This is a genomic window from Actinokineospora bangkokensis (assembly GCF_001940455.1).
In the GTDB taxonomy this organism is placed as follows: Bacteria; Actinomycetota; Actinomycetes; order Mycobacteriales; family Pseudonocardiaceae; genus Actinokineospora; species Actinokineospora bangkokensis.
Genome location: NZ_MKQR01000006.1, coordinates 118,107 through 134,287, shown reverse-complemented (window position 1 = coordinate 134,287; position 16,181 = coordinate 118,107). Strand labels below are relative to the sequence as shown.

The following is a 16,181-nucleotide window of genomic DNA, read 5'->3' as shown; positions in this document are numbered from 1 at the left end:
GAGCTTAGGGGGTCAGCCCGCGCCCGCGTCCGCCGACACGCGGGGCACCCGGATGGGCGGTTCGATCAGGGCGGGCCGCAGCGGGCGCGCGGGCACCAGCCACGGCGCGTGCGCCGGGGCGTCGGGGTCGGCCCGCCACTTCCGGCCCACCTCGTCCAGCTTGACGGCGTGGATGACCAGGTCACCGGCGGCGTCGATGCGCAGCCGCAGGAACCCCTTGTGGTCCTCGATGCTCTGCCCGGCCATGACCTCGTTGAGGTTGATGCCGAACCGCGAGGCCACCATCAGGTACAGCGCCACCAGCTCGGCGTCGACCAGCCCGATGAGCACCGGCGTGCCCACCAGCACGACCACCAGCGTCGCCCAGTCGTCGACGACACCCGGCGGCAGCACGCGCGTGTAGAGGTAGATGACGACGAAGGACCACCCCACGCTCAACCCGATGTGCAGCAGGGCGTGCACCAGCCCGAACGCGGTGGCCACCCGCCCGCCGTGGAACCGCTCGATCTTCGCGAACGTCACCCCGCCGACGAGCAGCACCGCCGCCACCGCCACCGCGGGCGTCCAGGTGGCCACGAGCCCGAAGAACCCCTTGTCGCTGCGCTCCCCCAGCGTCTCCACCAACCCGTAGAGCACCGCGAGCGTCATCAGCGTCTGGAACGTCCCGGTCAGCGCCCAGAACCCGGGGTTGCGCCACGGGAGCTGGAAGATCCCGGCGGCGAACCGCTCCGAGGTCCGCTTGCTCGGGTACCGCTCGACCAGGGCGAAGTCCCGCGCGGGCGACTTCTGCCGCACCCGGGACGCGGGCGGCGGCAGGGTGAGCGCCTTGGGCAGCTCGTGCGTGGCCGCCAGGTACGCGCCCCCGTGCCCCGCGGTGATCCGCTGCCGGTCGCCGCCCTGCTCGGCGTACCGCGCGTAGTGGTGCTTGTCCCCCGACAGCATGACGCGGATGTCGGCGCCCCGGGGCCGCACGACCTCCCGGTCGAAGAACTCGATCGTGTCGTACTTGCCCGCCTCGCGCCCCGACCCCGCGTCCACCCAGTCCGGCGCAGGCGTGCAGAGGATGACCGCGTCCCCCGGCCGCAGCTCCTGCGCCGCCTCCCGGAAGTACTGCAACTGCGGCCCGTCGACGTAGTCGTCGAACTGCGTGTCGATGGCGAACAACCACCACCGCCGCGGCAGCTCGATCGCGAAGTACGACCGGCTCTGCGCGGTCTGCCACCCGCCGATCGCCCGCTTCTGCCCGAAAACCCGCAGGAAAGACGTCAAGCCGTCGTACCAATCGTGGTTGCCGGGCAAGGCGAACAGCGTCGGCGGCGTCCCCGTCGCCTCGGGCAGCGCCGCCCGGTACACGCCCTTGGTCCGGTCCTCGTAGGCCCTGGTCGACGCCGACGGGTACACCTCGTCCCCGCCCATGACCAGCAGCTCCCCGCGCGGCAGCGCCCCGACCCCGGGCAGCTCCACCGACTCGGCCCCCAGCAGGGTCGCCACGCTGTAGGTCGCGTCGAACCCGTCCCCCAGGTCCGCCACGTAGTCGAACCAGAAGTCCCGCTCCCCCTCGGCACCGTCCCCCACCCGGGTGAACCGGTGCACCTCCGCGGGCAACGACCCCTGCAACTCCCGCTTGTCCGCGTACGACCCGAAGATCGACGCGATCACCGACTGCACCCCGGTGCTCACCAGCACCCGCGGCGCCAACCACCGCACAGCCTCCTGGGGCCGGAACCCCAGCTCGTCTTCCGACGCACCACGAGGACGGGTCACCCCCCGACCCTATCCGCAATGATCACCCCCGTGACCCCGGACCTCATCCGCACCACCCTCGACCTGCACCCCCTCCCCCAGGAGGGCGGCCTCTGGACCCAGTCCTGGCGCACGGAGGACTTCTCCACCATCTACTACCTGCTCGAACGCCCCGACTTCTCCGCGTGGCACCGGCTCGACTTCCCCGAGGTCTACGCCTACCACGCGGGAGACCCGCTGACGCTGCACACGCTGGGGGATGGGGGGTTGGTGCAGCGGACGTTGGGAGTGGACCTGGCAGCGGGTGAGCGGCCGCAGGCCGTGGTCCCGGCTGGGACGTGGCAGGCTTCGGAGAGCGCTGGGTGGACGCTGGTGAGCACGGTGGTGGTGCCTGCGTACACCGATGAGTGCGTGGAGTTCTCGGGGGACCTGGCGGAGCGGTTCCCTGAGCACGCTGGGCTCGTTGCTCGGTTGAGCAGGTGATGAAGTTTGAGTGCCGGTCGTTTGGTGGCGGGCTCGATGCGGTGGACCTGTTCGGGCGGGGCCCCTACGGCGATCATGAGCTGAGAGAGCGGGAAAAGCTGGGGCCACAAGAGCCCCGCTCAACCCGGACGGGGTAGCTCATGATCGCCTTCCCCACCCGAACAAGTCCACCGCATCGAGCCAGCAAAGAAATCCCGCGCTCTTCCACCCGCCGAAGCCGAAGGCGAGGCGACCTAGCCAACACCCTCAAGGCCCATCCACCCCAGGCCGCCAACTCTCCGGCATTCCGCTGTCGGTCAGCACGGGCTGCCATTCCCGGAACCCCTTCGGCGCGCGGTCGTGCCACGGGAAGTGCCCGTCCGGGGTTGCCACGATCAGTTGCAGGGCCGGGAACTGGCCGGACGGGTAGAGCAGCAGGGCGCTGCCCAGGTACTCCGGGTAGAACGCCTGGTGGACCCGCTCCACCACCACCGGGGTTCCGTCGAAGAAGTCCAGGTAGGGCAGGCCGGGGAAGAAGCGCTCGCCCTCCGACACCCGGCGCACGTAGAGGTCGATGAGCCCGAGGGCCATCTCGGCGGGCAGGCCCACCACGACCGCTTCCGGGGCGCCGTGGACGCGCCAGGCGCCGACGGAGAAGCTGTAGCCCGCGCCGAACTCGTCGTCGGAGACCTGGATGACGGCGTGGCCGGTGCGGTCGCACTCGGCGAGGAGCCAGGCCCGGAGTTCGGCTTCCTCTTCGGAGATGTGGTCGAGCGACAAGGGGGGCTCCTGGGGCGGGGACGCGGAAGGCCCGGGGCGCACGCGCCCCGGGCCTCCATGCAACCAGAAGTCAGCCGACCTCGGCCACGACGCGGACGGAACTAGTCGACCTCCGCCATGACCTCGTCGGAGACGGGGAAGACCAGCACAGCGCGTAGACGTCCCGCGCCAGCCACCACCGACTAGTCGACCTCCGCCATGACCTCGTCGGAGACGGGGAAGACCAGCACAGCGCGTAGACGTTCCGCGCCAGCCACCACCGACTAGTCGACCTCGGCCATGACCTCGTCGGAGACGTCGAAGTTCGCGTAGACGTTCTGGACGTCGTCGCAGTCCTCCAGGGCGTCGATGAGCTTGAAGACCTTGCGGGCGCCGTCGGCCTCCAGGGCCACGGTGACCGAGGGGAGGAAGCTGGCGTCGGCGGACTCGTAGTCGTAGCCCGCTTCCTGCAAGGCGGTGCGGACGGCGACGAGGTCGGTGGCCTCGGAGACGATCTCGTAGGAGTCGCCGAGGTCGTTGACCTCCTCGGCGCCCGCGTCGAGGACGGCCATGAGCACGTCGTCCTCGGACAGGTCGCCCTTGGGCATGACCACGACGCCCTTGCGGTTGAACATGTAGGAGACCGAGCCGGGGTCGGCCATGGAGCCGCCGTTGCGGGTCATGGCGGTGCGGACCTCACCGGCCGCGCGGTTGCGGTTGTCGGTCAGGCACTCGATGAGCACCGCGACGCCGTTGCTGCCGTAGCCCTCGTACATGATCGTCTGCCAGTCGGCGCCGCCCGCCTCCTCGCCGCCGCCGCGCTTGCGGGCGCGCTCGATGTTGTCCAGCGGGACGGAGTTCTTCTTGGCCTTCTGGATGGCGTCGAACAGCGTCGGGTTGCCCTCGGGGTCCCCGCCCCCGGTGCGCGCCGCCACCTCGACGTTCTTGATCAGCTTCGCGAAGAGCTTGCCACGCTTGGCGTCGAGGGCGGCCTTCTTGTGCTTGGTTGTCGCCCACTTTGAGTGGCCGCTCATCTCTCCTCCGTCTGTGCTCGCACGTCGGGGTCAGGCCGCTTCGCGGACCAGGTCAACGAACCGGCGGTGGACCCGGGGGTCACCGGTCAGCTCCGGGTGGAAGGCGGTGGCCAGCACCCGGCCCTGCCGGACCGCGACGATCCTACCGGCGGCGTCCCCGGCACCGGGGGTGTCGGGCACCGTGGCGAGCACGTCGACCCCCTCGGCCACCGACTCCACCCAGGGCGCGCGGATGAACACCGCCTTGACCGGGCCGCCGTCGACCCCGGCGAAGTCCAGTTCTGCCTCGAACGAGTCGACCTGCCTGCCGAAGGCGTTGCGCCGCACGACCACGTCCAGCCCGCCCAGCTGCCGCTGGTCGGCCCGGCCGTCGAGGACGCGCTCGGCCAGCAGGATCATCCCAGCGCAGGAGCCGTAGGCGGGCATCCCCGCCGCCAGCCGCTCGCGCAGCGGGTCCAGCAGCTCGAAGACCTCCAGCAGCCGCGACATGGTCGTCGACTCGCCGCCGGGGACGACGAGCCCGTCGACCCTGGCCAGCTCCTCCGGGCGCCGCACCGGCAGCACCCTGGCACCGCCGGACTCCAGCGCGGCGGCGTGCTCGCGCACGTCGCCCTGCAGGGCCAGCACCCCGACCAGCGGCCGCTCAGCCGACACCGCGGCCCACCTCCCCCACCCGGGCCCGTCCCGGGCGGTTGACCAGCCTATCCGGGCGCGGGCGGCGCGGACCGGCGAGGTCGGTGCGGGCGGGGTGGCTACCATGGCCAGCCTCGCCTGGTCGGCGAGCGGCAGGGCGGGGACGAGCCCCGCGGGGGGCGGTTCGGGACGCCACGGCGGGCTGCCTCCTGGGAGAGCGGGTGTGGGCATGGCAGAGCGCGGGGCGCCCCGCGAGGTGATCGCCCGGTCGCTGCGCCGCGAGCGCGAGCGCTCGGGGTTGTCGCTGGGCGAGCTGGGCAGGCGGGCGGGGGTGGCCAAGTCGACGCTGTCGCAGCTGGAGGCGGGCACCGGCAACCCCAGCATCGAGACCCTGTGGGCGGTGAGCAGCGCCCTGGGGGTGCCGTTCAGCAGGCTGGTCGACCCGCCCGCGCCGGTGGTGCGGGTGGTGCGCCTCGGGGAGGCGGAGGCGGTGCCCTCCGACAGCGCCGACTACACCACGGCCCTGCTGTCGGCCGGGCCGCCCGGGGCGCGCCGCGACCTGTACCTGGTCTCGGCCGAGCCGGGGTCGCGCCGGGAGTCGGCGCCGCACCCGCCGGGCGAGGTCGAGCACGTGGTGCTGTGCACCGGCCGGGCGCTGGTGGGCCCGGTCGACGAGCCGGTGGAGCTGCGCCCCGGCGACTTCATCACCTACCCGGGCGATGCCCCGCACGTGTTCGAGGCGCTGGACCCCGCCACGACGGCGGTCATGCTCAGCGAGTACCGGTAGGTCTGTGCTCGACAGACCCGCCACCCACCCCGTCAACAGACCCGCCACCCACCCCCGCCCCGCCGCGGCGGGACGGGGGCCGGGGGCTACCAGCCGCGCTCGGCCAGGCGGTGCGGCTGCGGGATCTCGTCGACGTTGATGCCGACCATGGCCTCACCGAGGCCGCGGCTGACCTTGGCCAGCACGTCGGGGTCGTCGTGGAAGGTGGTGGCCTTGACGATCGCCTCGGCGCGCTGGGCCGGGTTGCCGGACTTGAAGATGCCGGAGCCGACGAACACGCCCTCCGCGCCCAGCTGCATCATCATGGCCGCGTCCGCCGGGGTGGCGATGCCGCCCGCGGTGAACAGCACCACGGGCAGCTTGCCGGTGGTGGCGACCTCCTTGACCAGGTCGTAGGGGGCCTGGAGCTCCTTGGCCGCCACGTACAGCTCGTCCTCGGGCAGGGCGGCGAGCCGCTTGATCTCGGTGCGCAGCTTGCGCATGTGGGTGGTGGCGTTGGAGACGTCGCCGGTGCCCGCCTCGCCCTTGGAGCGGATCATGGCCGCGCCCTCGGTGATCCGGCGCAGCGCCTCACCGAGGTTGGTGGCCCCGCACACGAAGGGCACGGTGAAGGCCCACTTGTCGATGTGGTTGGCGTAGTCGGCGGGGGTGAGCACCTCGGACTCGTCGATGTAGTCCACCCCGAGCGCCTGGAGCACCTGGGCCTCGACGAAGTGGCCGATGCGGGCCTTGGCCATCACCGGGATGGACACCGCGGCGATGATGCCGTCGATCATGTCCGGGTCGCTCATCCGCGACACCCCGCCCTGGGCGCGGATGTCGGCGGGCACCCGCTCCAGCGCCATGACCGCCACCGCGCCCGCGTCCTCGGCGATCTTCGCCTGCTCGGGGGTGACCACGTCCATGATCACCCCGCCCTTGAGCATCTCCGCCATCCCCCGCTTGACGCGCGTGGTGCCGGTGGCGGTGCGGACTTCGGACATGGCTGTGCCCCTCCAGATCTGTCGGTCGAGGGCGCTGACCTGCGCCGTTGTCGAGGTTAAGCCGCCGGTGGCGCCCTGACGAGGCCAATCCGGGGCGATCTCGGCAGGCCACTTGGCGAGCCAGGGCCCGTCCGCACAGCCTGGCCCAGCGACAGCCGCGCCAGGCCCTAGGGCGTGTCCTCAAAGCCAGAGTGTGAGGGTGGCGAGGTCGATCATGGCCTGGAAGGACAGGGCGGTCTTGTCGTAGCGGGTGGCGATGGCCCGGAACTGCTTGAGTCGGTTGAAGCAGCGCTCGACGACGTTGCGTCGCCGGTAGGCGACCGGGTCGAAGACTGGTGGGCGGCCGCCTGCTCGGCCTCGTCGTTGTCGTCCGGCCTGTTGGTCGCGGCGTTCGGGGATGGTGGTGGGGATGCGCCGGGCCCGCAGCCAGGCGCGGATGGCGCGGGAGGAGTAGCCCTTGTCCGCGAGCACCCTGCGCGGGCGGGCGCCCGAGCGTCCCCGGCCGGGGCGTCGGAACCGAATCCCGTCCATGACCTGGGTGAACATGGTGCAGTCGTTGACGTTGCCGCTGGTCAACACCACCGACAACGGACGCCCGTGCCCGTCACACGCCAGATGGATCTTGGTCGAGGGCCCGCCCCGAGAGCGGCCGATGGCATGATCACCTGGTTCGCCCTGCCCGCCGCGGGATCGCCCCGCCCCCCGCGCCGGGGTCGACGGCGTGACGGGCCCCGGCCGCGTGCTGGTGCGCCCGCACGATCGAGGAGTCGACCGAGACCTCCCGGTCCAGCTCGTCGACCGCCTCGGCGACGACCCGCACCCTGGCGACCAGCGCGGCCAAGGTCCCGTTGCGCGACCACCGCCAGAACCGGTTGTAGACGGTCTTCCACGGCCCATACCGCTCCGGCAGATCACGCCACGAGATCCCCGTCTTGGCCTTGAACAACATCCCGTTCACCACCCTGCGGTCATCCACCCTCGGACGACCCCTCACACCCGAAGGCGGCAACAACGGCTCCACGACCTGCCATTGCTCATCGGTCAACTCATGCCTGCGCACCACGGGACAAGATCAAAGCAGATCAACCACACCCACTTTGAGGACAGGCCCTAGCGCACGACCCGCAGCGGGCCGGGCCGCCAGTCCTGCTCGGCCAGCTCGCGCAGCCGGTCGGCCAGCTCCACCGGGTAGTGCGTGGGCCGCTCGGCGCTCAGCTCCGCGGCCGACCACCAGCGGTGCCCGTCGATGAAGCGGGTCTCGCCCTCGGTGAAGCCCGCCGTGCTGATCGGCTCGCCGCCGCCCACGCGCAGCAGGAAGAACCACTCCTCGCCGTCGTAGGCGACCCCGTCGTGGGTGAAGGCGACCCGGCGGCGCCAGATCGGGCCCTGCAACCGCTCCGGCGCCACGACCAGGCCGGTCTCCTCCGCCAGCTCGCGGACGGCGGCCGCGCGCAGGTCCTCCCCCGGTTCGACGCCGCCGCCCGCGGTGAACCAGAACCGCTCGGCCGGGTCGGCGGGGTCGTGGCCGTGGAACAGCAGCACCCGGCCGTCGTCGTCGACGAGCACCACCCTGGCCGACGGGCGCGGCCGGGGCACGGCGCCGGGCTCGGGCTCGGCGATGTCGAGGTAGCCGGGGCTGGGGGCGAACCCCGCCAGCTTGAACCAGCGCACCACCCGGCGGCGGCGCTGGGCGAGGGTGTCGCGCACGGCGTCGCCGTGCACCCGGCGGGCGATGAGCAGCCGGTGCTCGGCGTCGGTCAGCTCGGCAGCCAGCGCCAGCGGCAGCTCGCGCCGGTCGACCAGGGCGATCTGCCTGGTCAGCGCGTTCTCGGCGGCCTCGCGGTCGGCGCGGTCGGCCCGCTCGGCGCGCTCGGCCAGCACCCGCAGCTGGTCGGCGGGGTCGGGCGCCAGGCAGCCGGAGACCGCCCTGGCGACCACCGCGCGGCGGGCCAGGGCGGCGTCCAGGGCGGCCCAGGCGGCGTCGGTGCGCACGTGCAGCCGGTCGAGCCGGTTGGCCGTGCCGAGCAGGTAGGAGCCCAGCACCACCAGCAGCACCAGGCCGCCGACCAGCAGCCACGCGCCGGTCACCCGATCTCCCCCACGCCGCGCGGGTCGGCGGCCACGGCCTGCTCGTAGACGCGCAGCACCTGGGCGGCGACCACGGACCAGTCGTAGGCGCGCACCCGCTCGGTGCCGCACGCCACCAGCTCGGCGCGCCGCACCGGGTCGGTCAGCGCCGTGCGCAGGCCCGCGGCCAGCGAGACCGGGTCACCGGTGGCGGTGAGCACGCCCGCGCGGCCGTCGAGCAGGACGCGGCGGAACGCGTCGAGGTCGCTGCTGACCACGGCGGTGCCCGCCGACAGGGCCTCGGTGAGGATGATGCCGAAGCTCTCGCCGCCGGTGTTGGGCGCGCAGTAGGCGTCCACGCTGCGCAGCGCCCTGGCCTTGGTCGGGTCGTCGACCTGGCCGAGCAGGTCGATGCGGTCGCCCCAGGGGCCGGCGGCCCGGCGCAGGTCGTCCTCGTCGCCGCGGCCGACCACCAGCAGCCGGGCCTCGGGCAGGTCGTCGAGGTGGCGCAGCGCCTCCAGCAGCACGGGCATGCCCTTGCGCGGTTCGTCGAAGCGGCCGACGAAGCCGATCGTGCCGCCGGGGCGGGGGTAGCCGGGCAGCGGCTCGGCGTCGCGGAAGAAGCCGACGTCGACGCCGTTGGGGATCTCCACCGCGTCGCCGCCGAGGTGCTCGACCTGCACGCGGCGGGCCAGCGCGGACACCGCGATCCTGGCGGTGATCTTCTCCAGGAACGGCTGGAGCACGCCCTGGAAGGCGCTGAGCGTGCGCGAGCGCGGGGTGGAGGTGTGGAAGGTGGCCACGATGGGGCCGTCGGCCAGCATCAGCGCGAGCATCGACAGGCTGGGCGCGGTGGGCTCGTGCAGGTGCAGCACGTCGAAGTCGTGGTCGCGGATCCAGCGGCGCACCCTGGCGAAGGACACCGGGCCGAACGACAGCCGCGCCACCGAGCCGTTGTAGGGGATCGCCACCGCCCGCCCGGCCGGGTGCACGAAGTCCGGCAGCGGGGTGTCCTCGTCGGCCGGGGCCAGCACGTCGACGTCGTGGCCGAGGCCGTGCAGGGTCCTGGCGAGGTCGAGCACGTGCGCCTGCACCCCGCCCGGCACGTCGAACGAGTAGGGGCAGACGATCCCGACCCTCACCCGCCGCCCCCCTCCCGGTCGGCGGTCCACACCGGTTGCAGCATGTGCCAGTCGGCCGGGTGGGCGGCGATGTCGGCGGCGAAGACGTCGGCGAGGGCCTGGGTGGCCGCGGCGATGCCGCGCACGCCGCCGACCGGGATCGGCGGGTGCACCCGCGCCGCCCAGCCGTCCTCGGTGAACCACAGCGCGGCGGGCAGCAGCCGCGCCCCGGTGCGCGCGGCCAGGTAGGCGGCGCCGCCGGGCAGCTTGGCCTGCTCGCCGAAGAAGGTGACCGGCACCCCGCCGGTGCCCAGCTCCCGGTCGCTGACCAGGCAGACGACCTTGTTCTCGCGCAGCCGCTCGGCCAGCACCACCGAGGCCATCCGGTCGCCGCCGGAGGCGGGCACGATGTCGTAGCCCAGCGACTCGCGGAAGCGCACGAACCGGTCGAACAGCGCCTCGGGCCGCAGCCGCTCGACGACGGTGGTGAACGAGCCGTGCTCGCGCACCAGCCACACGCCCGCGGCGTCCCAGTTGCCCGAGTGGGTCAGCGCGAGCACCACGCCGTTGCCCTCGGCCAGCCCGGCGGCGATGTACTCCTCGCCGGTGATGCGCAGCCGGTCGGCGATCTCGCCGTGGTCGATCGCGGGCAGCCGGAAGGCCTCCATCCAGTACCGGGCGTAGGAGCGCAGGCCCTGGCGCACCAGCTCGTCGAGCTCCTGCGGCCCGGCCTGCGGGACGACCCTGGCCAGGTTGCGCCGCAGCCGCTCGGCCCCGGGGCCCCGGCGCCGGGCCGCCCAGTCCGCGCCCGCGGTGAACAGCGCCCTGGCCGCGCCCTCGGGCAGCAGCCGCACCAGGCGCCACCCCAGCCCGTAGGCGGCCGCCGCCAGCCCGCTCACGCCGCGGTCCCCAGCGCCTCGCGGCGCACCGCGAGCACGCGCTGGACCACGGTGACCACGGACCCGGCCGCGCACAGCCACAGCGCCACGTCCAGCGCGTACGGCACGCCCAGGCCGGTGAGGCCGGTGCCGACGAGGGTGATGATCAGCCGCTCGGCGCGCTCGACGAGGCCGCCGTCGGCCGAGGTGAACCCGGACGCCTCGGCGCGGGCCTTGATGTAGGACACGACCTGCGCCAGGACCAGGTTGATGAGCGCGGCGACGGCCAGCACCGGGTGGTCGGTCTCGACGAGGAGGTACCAGACGATGGCGCTGAACAGCGCCCCGTCGGCGAGCCGGTCGCAGCTGGCGTCGAGCACGGCGCCGAACTTCGTCCCGCCGCCGAGCGCGCGCGCCATGGACCCGTCGAGCAGGTCGAACATGGCGAAGCCCCACACCACGAAGGTGCCCGCGAGCAGGTGCCCGGTGGGGAACAGCCACAGCGCGCCCGCGATGGTGGCCGCCGTGCCGAACAGGGTCATGGCGTTGGGGGTCAGGCCGAGGCGCACCAGGGCGGCGCCGATCGGGTCGGTGACGCGCGAGACGGAGGCGCGGGCGAAGATGTTGAGCATGAGTCTGTCGGGCACACCTGTCCGGCGGGAGGGGCTGGCGCGGGCAGCGTAACCGGCCCGCGCCGGCCGGCGGGCGGCCCCACCCGTTCAGGCGGTGCCCGCGACCTCGGGTTGCCCGTGGTCGGGGCGTGCCGCAGGGTCGGGCGTGTGCGGGTCGTCACTGGCCGCGGCACCGCCGAAGCAGCGGTTGCCGGGCAGCTGCTTGTCGGGGTCGAGGCCGTCGAGGACGACGGCGCTGATCTCCCCGAGCACCCGGACCTGCTCGGGGGTGAGCCGGTCGAACAGGGCCGCGCGCACGGCGCCGACGTGCCCGGGGGCGGCGGCGGCCAGGGCGGCGTAGCCCGCGTCGGTGAGCACGGCGAGCTGCCCGCGCTTGTCGGTGGGGCACTCGCGCCGCTCGACCCAGCCCGCCTCCTCCAGCCGGGACACCGCGTGCGAGAGCCTGCTGCGCGACGAGCCGCGCAGGCCCGCCAGCTCGCTCATCCGCAGCGCCCGCTCGGGCGTCTCGGAGAGGACCACGAGGATCTCGTAGTAGGTGTAGGGCAGCTTGGCGTCGCGTTGCAGCTGCCGGTCCAGGCCGTCGGTGAGCGCGGCGGTCATGGTGATGAAGGTGCGCCACACGTCCTGCTCCGCTGGGCTCAACCAGCGCGTTTCCTCGGCCATGCCCCCATCGTACCCCCCTAGTTGAACTCTCAACCGGTCCCGTGTACCGTTCCGATTGAGAGTTCAACCAAGCGTTCGACCCGACGGGAAGAGGCACCACCATGACCACCGCCATCACCGAGATCCCCGGCTTCGTCGCGGGCACCTGGGACATCGACCCCACGCACTCCGAGGTGGGCTTCTCGGTGCGGCACATGGGCGGCATCAGCAAGGTCAAGGGCCGCTTCACCGCGTTCACCGGCACCGTCACCACCACCGACGACCTGGCCACCTCCGGGGTCGAGGTCGCCGTGGAGCTGGACTCGATCCACACCGGCAACCCCGACCGCGACGGCCACCTCAAGACCGCGGACTTCTTCGAGGTCGAGAAGTACCCGACCATGACCTACAAGGCCACCGGGGTCACCCGCGACGGCGACGACTACGTCCTCAACGGCGAGCTGACCCTCAAGGACGTCACCAAGGCCGTCCCGGTGACCTTCGAGTTCAACGGCTTCGCGGCCGACGCCTACGGCGGCACCCGCATCGGCATCGAGGGCAAGGCGCACATCAACCGCAAGGACTTCGGCGTCAACTTCGCGGGCGTGCAGAACAACGTCGTCCTGGTGGGCGACAAGGTCGAGATCAGCCTCGACATCGAGGCCGTGCTGCGCCAGGGCTGAGCCCGGTGCGCGACGCGTGGGGGCCTGCCGGGGAGACCCGGCGGGCCCTCACGCGTCCCAGGCGTCCGCGAGCAGCTGCCGGGTCTCCCCCAGCAGCTGCGGCAGCACCTTCGTGTGTCCGATGACCGGCATGAAGTTCGCGTCCCCGCCCCACCGCGGCACCAGGTGCTGGTGCAGGTGCGCGGCGATCCCCGCGCCCGCGATCACGCCCTGGTTCATGCCCAGGTTGAACCCGTGCGGCGCCGACACCCGCCGCGCCACCCGCATCGCGCGCTGGGTGAACTCCGCGAGCTCGACGGTCTCCTCCGGCGTGAGGTCGGTGTAGTCCGCGACGTGCCGGTAGGGCACCACCATCAGGTGACCCGGGTTGTACGGGTAGAGGTTGAGCAGCGCGTACACGCCCTTGCCGCGCGAGATGATCAGCGCGTCGGCGTCGTCGAGCGCGGTCACGGCGCAGAACGGGCACCCGTCGGAGGTGTCGCCCTCGGGCTTGCCCTGGCCCTTGATGTAGGCCATCCGGTGCGGCGTCCACAACCGCTGCAACGCGTCGGGGATCCCGACGCCCTCCTGGGCTTCCAGCTCCGGATCTGCCATGCCCCGATCCTAGTCGGGTGGGCTGACGGCCCGGGGTGCGCCGCACCCCGGGCCACCGGCGTCTCAGGCCTTGAACACCTCGGCGTTCGGGGAGGTGTTCTCCCGGCGGGCCACCCAGTCGCGCACGGCCTCGACGGCGTCGGCCACCGGCACCCCGTTGAGCTGGGAGCCGTCGCGGAAGCGGAACGACACCGACCCGGACTCCACGTCCTTGCCCCCGGCCACCAGCAGGAACGGCACCTTCTGCAGGGTGTGGTTGCGGATCTTCTTCTGCATCCGGTCGTCGGAGAGGTCCACCTCGACCCGGATGCCGTGCGCGCGCAGCTGATCGGCCACGGCCAGCAGGTGCTCGGAGTGCTCGTCGGCGATCGGGATGCCCACCGCCTGCACCGGCGCCAGCCAGGCCGGGAACGCGCCCGCGTAGTGCTCGGTGAGCACGCCGAAGAACCGCTCCACCGAGCCGAACAGCGCGCGGTGGATCATCACCGGCCGCTTGCGCGAGCCGTCGGGGGCGGTGTACTCCAGCTCGAACAGCTCGGGCAGGTTGAAGTCGAGCTGGATGGTCGACATCTGCCAGGTGCGGCCGAGCGCGTCCTTGGCCTGCACGGAGATCTTGGGCCCGTAGAACGCCGCGCCCGCGGGGTCGGGCACCAGCTCCAGGCCGGAGTCCTCGGCGGCGATCCGCAGGGTCTCGGTGGCCCGCTCCCACACCTCGTCGGAGCCGACGTACTTCTCGTCGTTGCGGGTCGACAGCTCCAGGTAGAAGTCGTCGAGGCCGTAGTCGCGCAGCAGGTCGAGCACGAACCGCAGCAGCGACTTGAGCTCCTCCTGCACCTGCTCCTCGGTGCAGAAGATGTGCGCGTCGTCCTGCGTCATGCCGCGCACCCGGGTCAGGCCGTGCACCACCCCGGACTTCTCGTACCGGTACACCGACCCGAACTCGAACATCCGCAGCGGCAGCTCCCGGTAGGAGCGCCCGCGCGAGCGGAAGATCAGGTCGTGGAACGGGCAGTTCATCGGCTTGAGGTAGTAGTCCTGGCCGGGCTTGCGCACGGTGCCGTCGTCGTTGTACTCGGCGTCGAGGTGCATGGCCGGGTACATGCCGTCGCGGTACCAGCCCAGGTGGCCGGACACCTCGAACAGCGTGCCCTTGGTGATGTGCGGGGAGTAGACGAACTCGTACCCGCCCTCCTCGTGCCGCTTGCGCGAGTAGTCCTCCATCACCCGGCGGATGATGCCGCCCTTGGGGTGGAAGACCGCCAGACCGGAGCCGATCTCGTCGGGGAAGCTGAACAGGTCCAGCTCGCTGCCCAGCCGCCGGTGGTCGCGCCGCTCGGCCTCGGCCAGCAGCTCCAGGTGCGCGTCCAGCGCCTCCTGCGACTCCCACGCGGTGCCGTAGATGCGCTGGAGCTGCGGGTTCTTGTCGTTGCCCCGCCAGTAGGCGGCGGCGACCCTGGTGAGCTTGAAGGCGGGGATGTGCTTGGTGGTCGGCACGTGCGGCCCCCGGCACAGGTCGCCCCACACCCGGTCGCCGGAGCGCGGGTCGAGGTTGTCGTAGATGGTCAGCTCACCACCGCCCACCTCCATCACCTCGGCGGTGTCCACGTCCGACTTGATGTCCACCAGCTCCAGCTTGAACGGCTCCGCCGCCAGCTCCGCCTTCGCCGCCTCCACCGACTCCACGACCCGCCGGGAGAACCGCTGCGACCCCTTGATGATCGCCTTCATGCGCTTCTCCAGCGCGGCGAGGTCCTCCGGGGTGAACGGCCGCTCGACCTGGAAGTCGTAGTAGAACCCGTCGCGCACCGGCGGCCCGATCCCCAGCTTGGCCTCCGGGAACTGCTGCTGCACGGCCTGGGCCAGCACGTGCGCGCACGAGTGCCGGATGACCGCCCGGCCGTCCTCGCTGTCCGCCGCCACCGGCTGCACCTCGACGTCGGTCCCCGGCACCCACGCCAGGTCCCGCAACCGCCCCTCGGCATCGCGCACCACCACGACGGCGTCGGGCCCCTTGCCGGGCAACCCCGCCTCCCGGACGGCCGCGCCCGCGGTGGTGCCCGCCTTCACCACCACGCTCGCGGTGGCAACGGCAACGGGCTGGGCCTCGGACACGGCGGACTCCTCGTCATCGGGGCTGACCAGGCCAGGGGTGGTGCGGTCGCCCCCGATCGTAGCCGGCGGCGCCGGCGCTCTTCACCCAGGTTTCTGGTGGGTCCCGACTGGGGCGCTCGCCTCGCCTGCGGCATCGGGGGTGAGTGCCGGGATTTTCAGGGCGGGCTCGATGCGGTGGACCTGTTTGGGCGGGGCCCCTACGGCGATCATGAGCTGACAGAGCGGGAAAAGCTGGGGAGCAATATAGCGAAGTGCACACGTTGGCGCAGGTGAACCCACCTGTCAGGGCTCCACCCCACGATCCTGAACAGGCGTCGAGATCGGGGGTGGGCGATGGCGGGCGTGGGCGAGCTGCTCGCGGCGGTGCGCGGGGTTCTCGCGGCGATGGACGCGGCGCGGGCGAGCATGGTCGAGGCCGTGCTCCGCGCGGACGAGGCCGCGGGGATCGCGGCGAACGCGACGGCGGGCACGTCTCGACCCGAGGTGCGGGCGATAGCCGCCGAGTACCGGCAGGGGGCGGAGACGGTCCGGGCGGCGGGGCGGGTGCTTGAACGGATCGCGGGGGATCTCAGGGCCTACGTCGCGTCGCTGGAGGGCGGCGGCCCCGTCTCAACGCCCAGGGCGGCGGGGGCCGTGACGGTGCCCGTTCGGCGCGAGGAGCACGGCGAGGACCCGCGCGTGATCGCTGCTCGTGAACGCCTGCCGCCGCCGGTCACCCGCGGGCGTGGGCAGAAGACGCGAGGCGAGTGGTTCTCGACCGACGGACGCAGCAACGGCACCGTCGTCAGCGGTCAAGACGACCGCACGGGGAGGGTCGATGAGATCTTGCGGGACGCGAACATCCCACGATCGCCTGTCCTCGCCGCGAAGCACGCCGAACTCAAGCTTGCGGCGCACATGCGCGACAACGGGATCAGGAGTGCTGTCATCGTGATGAACAACGTCCCGTGTCCCGGTACCTACGGTTGCGACTCGCTCATATCGGTAATGTTGCCAGTGGGGTACGTCTTGACCGTTCACGGGCCGGGGGCTTCAAGCAAGACTATCCGGG

16 protein-coding genes and 1 pseudogene are annotated in these 16,181 nt (G+C 72.4%); 4 read left to right on the top strand and 13 right to left on the bottom strand.

Translation table 11 applies throughout. From position 1 onward, the window contains the following. Window positions 1-12: 12 nt before the first annotated feature. Window positions 13-1,764 carry a metallophosphoesterase family protein gene (locus BJP25_RS04195; protein ID WP_075973438.1) on the bottom strand — a complete coding sequence of 584 codons (1,752 nt, stop codon included), beginning with the start codon at window positions 1,762-1,764 and terminating at the stop codon, window positions 13-15. 18 nt (window positions 1,765-1,782) lie between these two features. On the opposite strand from BJP25_RS04195, the gene BJP25_RS04190 reads away from it, so the two are divergent. Next, a complete protein-coding gene (locus tag BJP25_RS04190) occupies window positions 1,783-2,226 on the top strand; it encodes a cupin domain-containing protein (RefSeq protein WP_075973437.1) in 444 nt (147 codons plus the stop codon). Between the two features lie 246 nt (window positions 2,227-2,472). Here the strand turns inward: BJP25_RS04190 and BJP25_RS04185 are convergent, their stop codons facing one another. The 3 genes from BJP25_RS04185 to pdxT all read right to left on the bottom strand — a co-directional run bounded on the left by BJP25_RS04185 (window position 2,473) and on the right by pdxT (window position 4,652). Beyond that, complete coding sequence (locus BJP25_RS04185; protein ID WP_075973436.1) at window positions 2,473-2,985, bottom strand: DUF4262 domain-containing protein; 513 nt, start codon at window positions 2,983-2,985, stop codon at window positions 2,473-2,475. A gap of 263 nt (window positions 2,986-3,248) precedes the next feature. Beyond that, complete coding sequence (locus BJP25_RS04180; RefSeq protein ID WP_075973435.1) at window positions 3,249-3,998, bottom strand: YebC/PmpR family DNA-binding transcriptional regulator; 750 nt, start codon at window positions 3,996-3,998, stop codon at window positions 3,249-3,251. 30 nt (window positions 3,999-4,028) lie between these two features. Continuing rightward, entirely contained in the window at window positions 4,029-4,652 is a 624-nt protein-coding gene (gene pdxT / locus BJP25_RS04175) for a pyridoxal 5'-phosphate synthase glutaminase subunit PdxT (protein WP_075973434.1), read from the bottom strand. Between the two features lie 208 nt (window positions 4,653-4,860). Here pdxT and BJP25_RS04170 point away from each other — a divergent pair, with 208 nt between their 5' ends. Beyond that, window positions 4,861-5,418, top strand: coding sequence for a helix-turn-helix domain-containing protein (locus BJP25_RS04170; RefSeq protein ID WP_075973433.1), 558 nt, complete (start codon window positions 4,861-4,863; stop codon window positions 5,416-5,418). 86 nt (window positions 5,419-5,504) lie between these two features. Here BJP25_RS04170 and pdxS read toward each other — a convergent pair whose 3' ends face one another. The 7 genes from pdxS to BJP25_RS04130 form a co-directional block, all read right to left on the bottom strand. Then, window positions 5,505-6,401: a pyridoxal 5'-phosphate synthase lyase subunit PdxS gene (gene pdxS, locus BJP25_RS04165; protein ID WP_075973432.1), complete on the bottom strand. Its 897-nt coding sequence runs from the start codon at window positions 6,399-6,401 to the stop codon at window positions 5,505-5,507. A gap of 180 nt (window positions 6,402-6,581) precedes the next feature. Beyond that, window positions 6,582-7,461 (bottom strand): IS5 family transposase gene (locus BJP25_RS32005; RefSeq protein ID WP_143218829.1). Its coding sequence is split into 2 segments (ribosomal slippage): window positions 6,582-7,095 and window positions 7,094-7,461, totalling 882 coding nucleotides; the frame shifts between segments, so codons are not numbered across the junction. A 50-nt stretch (window positions 7,462-7,511) separates the two neighbouring features. Then, on the bottom strand, window positions 7,512-8,489 hold the full coding sequence (locus tag BJP25_RS04150) for an NUDIX domain-containing protein (protein WP_075973431.1): 978 nt from the start codon (window positions 8,487-8,489) through the stop codon (window positions 7,512-7,514). Beyond that, entirely contained in the window at window positions 8,486-9,610 is a 1,125-nt protein-coding gene (locus BJP25_RS04145) for a glycosyltransferase family 4 protein (RefSeq protein WP_075973430.1), read from the bottom strand. The genes BJP25_RS04150 and BJP25_RS04145 overlap by 4 nt, the downstream gene beginning before the upstream one ends. Further along, on the bottom strand, window positions 9,607-10,488 hold the full coding sequence (locus BJP25_RS04140; RefSeq protein ID WP_075973429.1) for a phosphatidylinositol mannoside acyltransferase: 882 nt from the start codon (window positions 10,486-10,488) through the stop codon (window positions 9,607-9,609). Before BJP25_RS04140 ends, BJP25_RS04145 begins: the two co-directional genes overlap by 4 nt. Beyond that, a complete protein-coding gene (gene pgsA / locus BJP25_RS04135; RefSeq protein WP_075973428.1) occupies window positions 10,485-11,099 on the bottom strand; it encodes a phosphatidylinositol phosphate synthase in 615 nt (204 codons plus the stop codon). The genes BJP25_RS04140 and pgsA overlap by 4 nt, the downstream gene beginning before the upstream one ends. Window positions 11,100-11,186: 87 nt before the next feature. Next, window positions 11,187-11,762: a MarR family winged helix-turn-helix transcriptional regulator gene (locus BJP25_RS04130; protein ID WP_084793669.1), complete on the bottom strand. Its 576-nt coding sequence runs from the start codon at window positions 11,760-11,762 to the stop codon at window positions 11,187-11,189. A 101-nt stretch (window positions 11,763-11,863) separates the two neighbouring features. Here BJP25_RS04130 and BJP25_RS04125 point away from each other — a divergent pair, with 101 nt between their 5' ends. Beyond that, a complete protein-coding gene (locus tag BJP25_RS04125; RefSeq protein ID WP_075973427.1) occupies window positions 11,864-12,424 on the top strand; it encodes a YceI family protein in 561 nt (186 codons plus the stop codon). 48 nt (window positions 12,425-12,472) lie between these two features. Here BJP25_RS04125 and BJP25_RS04120 read toward each other — a convergent pair whose 3' ends face one another. Continuing rightward, on the bottom strand, window positions 12,473-13,018 hold the full coding sequence (locus BJP25_RS04120) for an HIT family protein (RefSeq protein ID WP_075973426.1): 546 nt from the start codon (window positions 13,016-13,018) through the stop codon (window positions 12,473-12,475). Window positions 13,019-13,081: 63 nt separating this feature from the next. After that, window positions 13,082-15,091, bottom strand: a complete 2,010-nt coding sequence (thrS, locus tag BJP25_RS04115) for a threonine--tRNA ligase (protein WP_408607092.1) — start codon at window positions 15,089-15,091, stop codon at window positions 13,082-13,084. Between the two features lie 372 nt (window positions 15,092-15,463). Here thrS and BJP25_RS36510 point away from each other — a divergent pair. Further along, window positions 15,464-16,177 (top strand): annotated as a pseudogene (locus BJP25_RS36510) (DddA-like double-stranded DNA deaminase toxin); the annotation flags it as partial. Window positions 16,178-16,181: the final 4 nt, after the last annotated feature.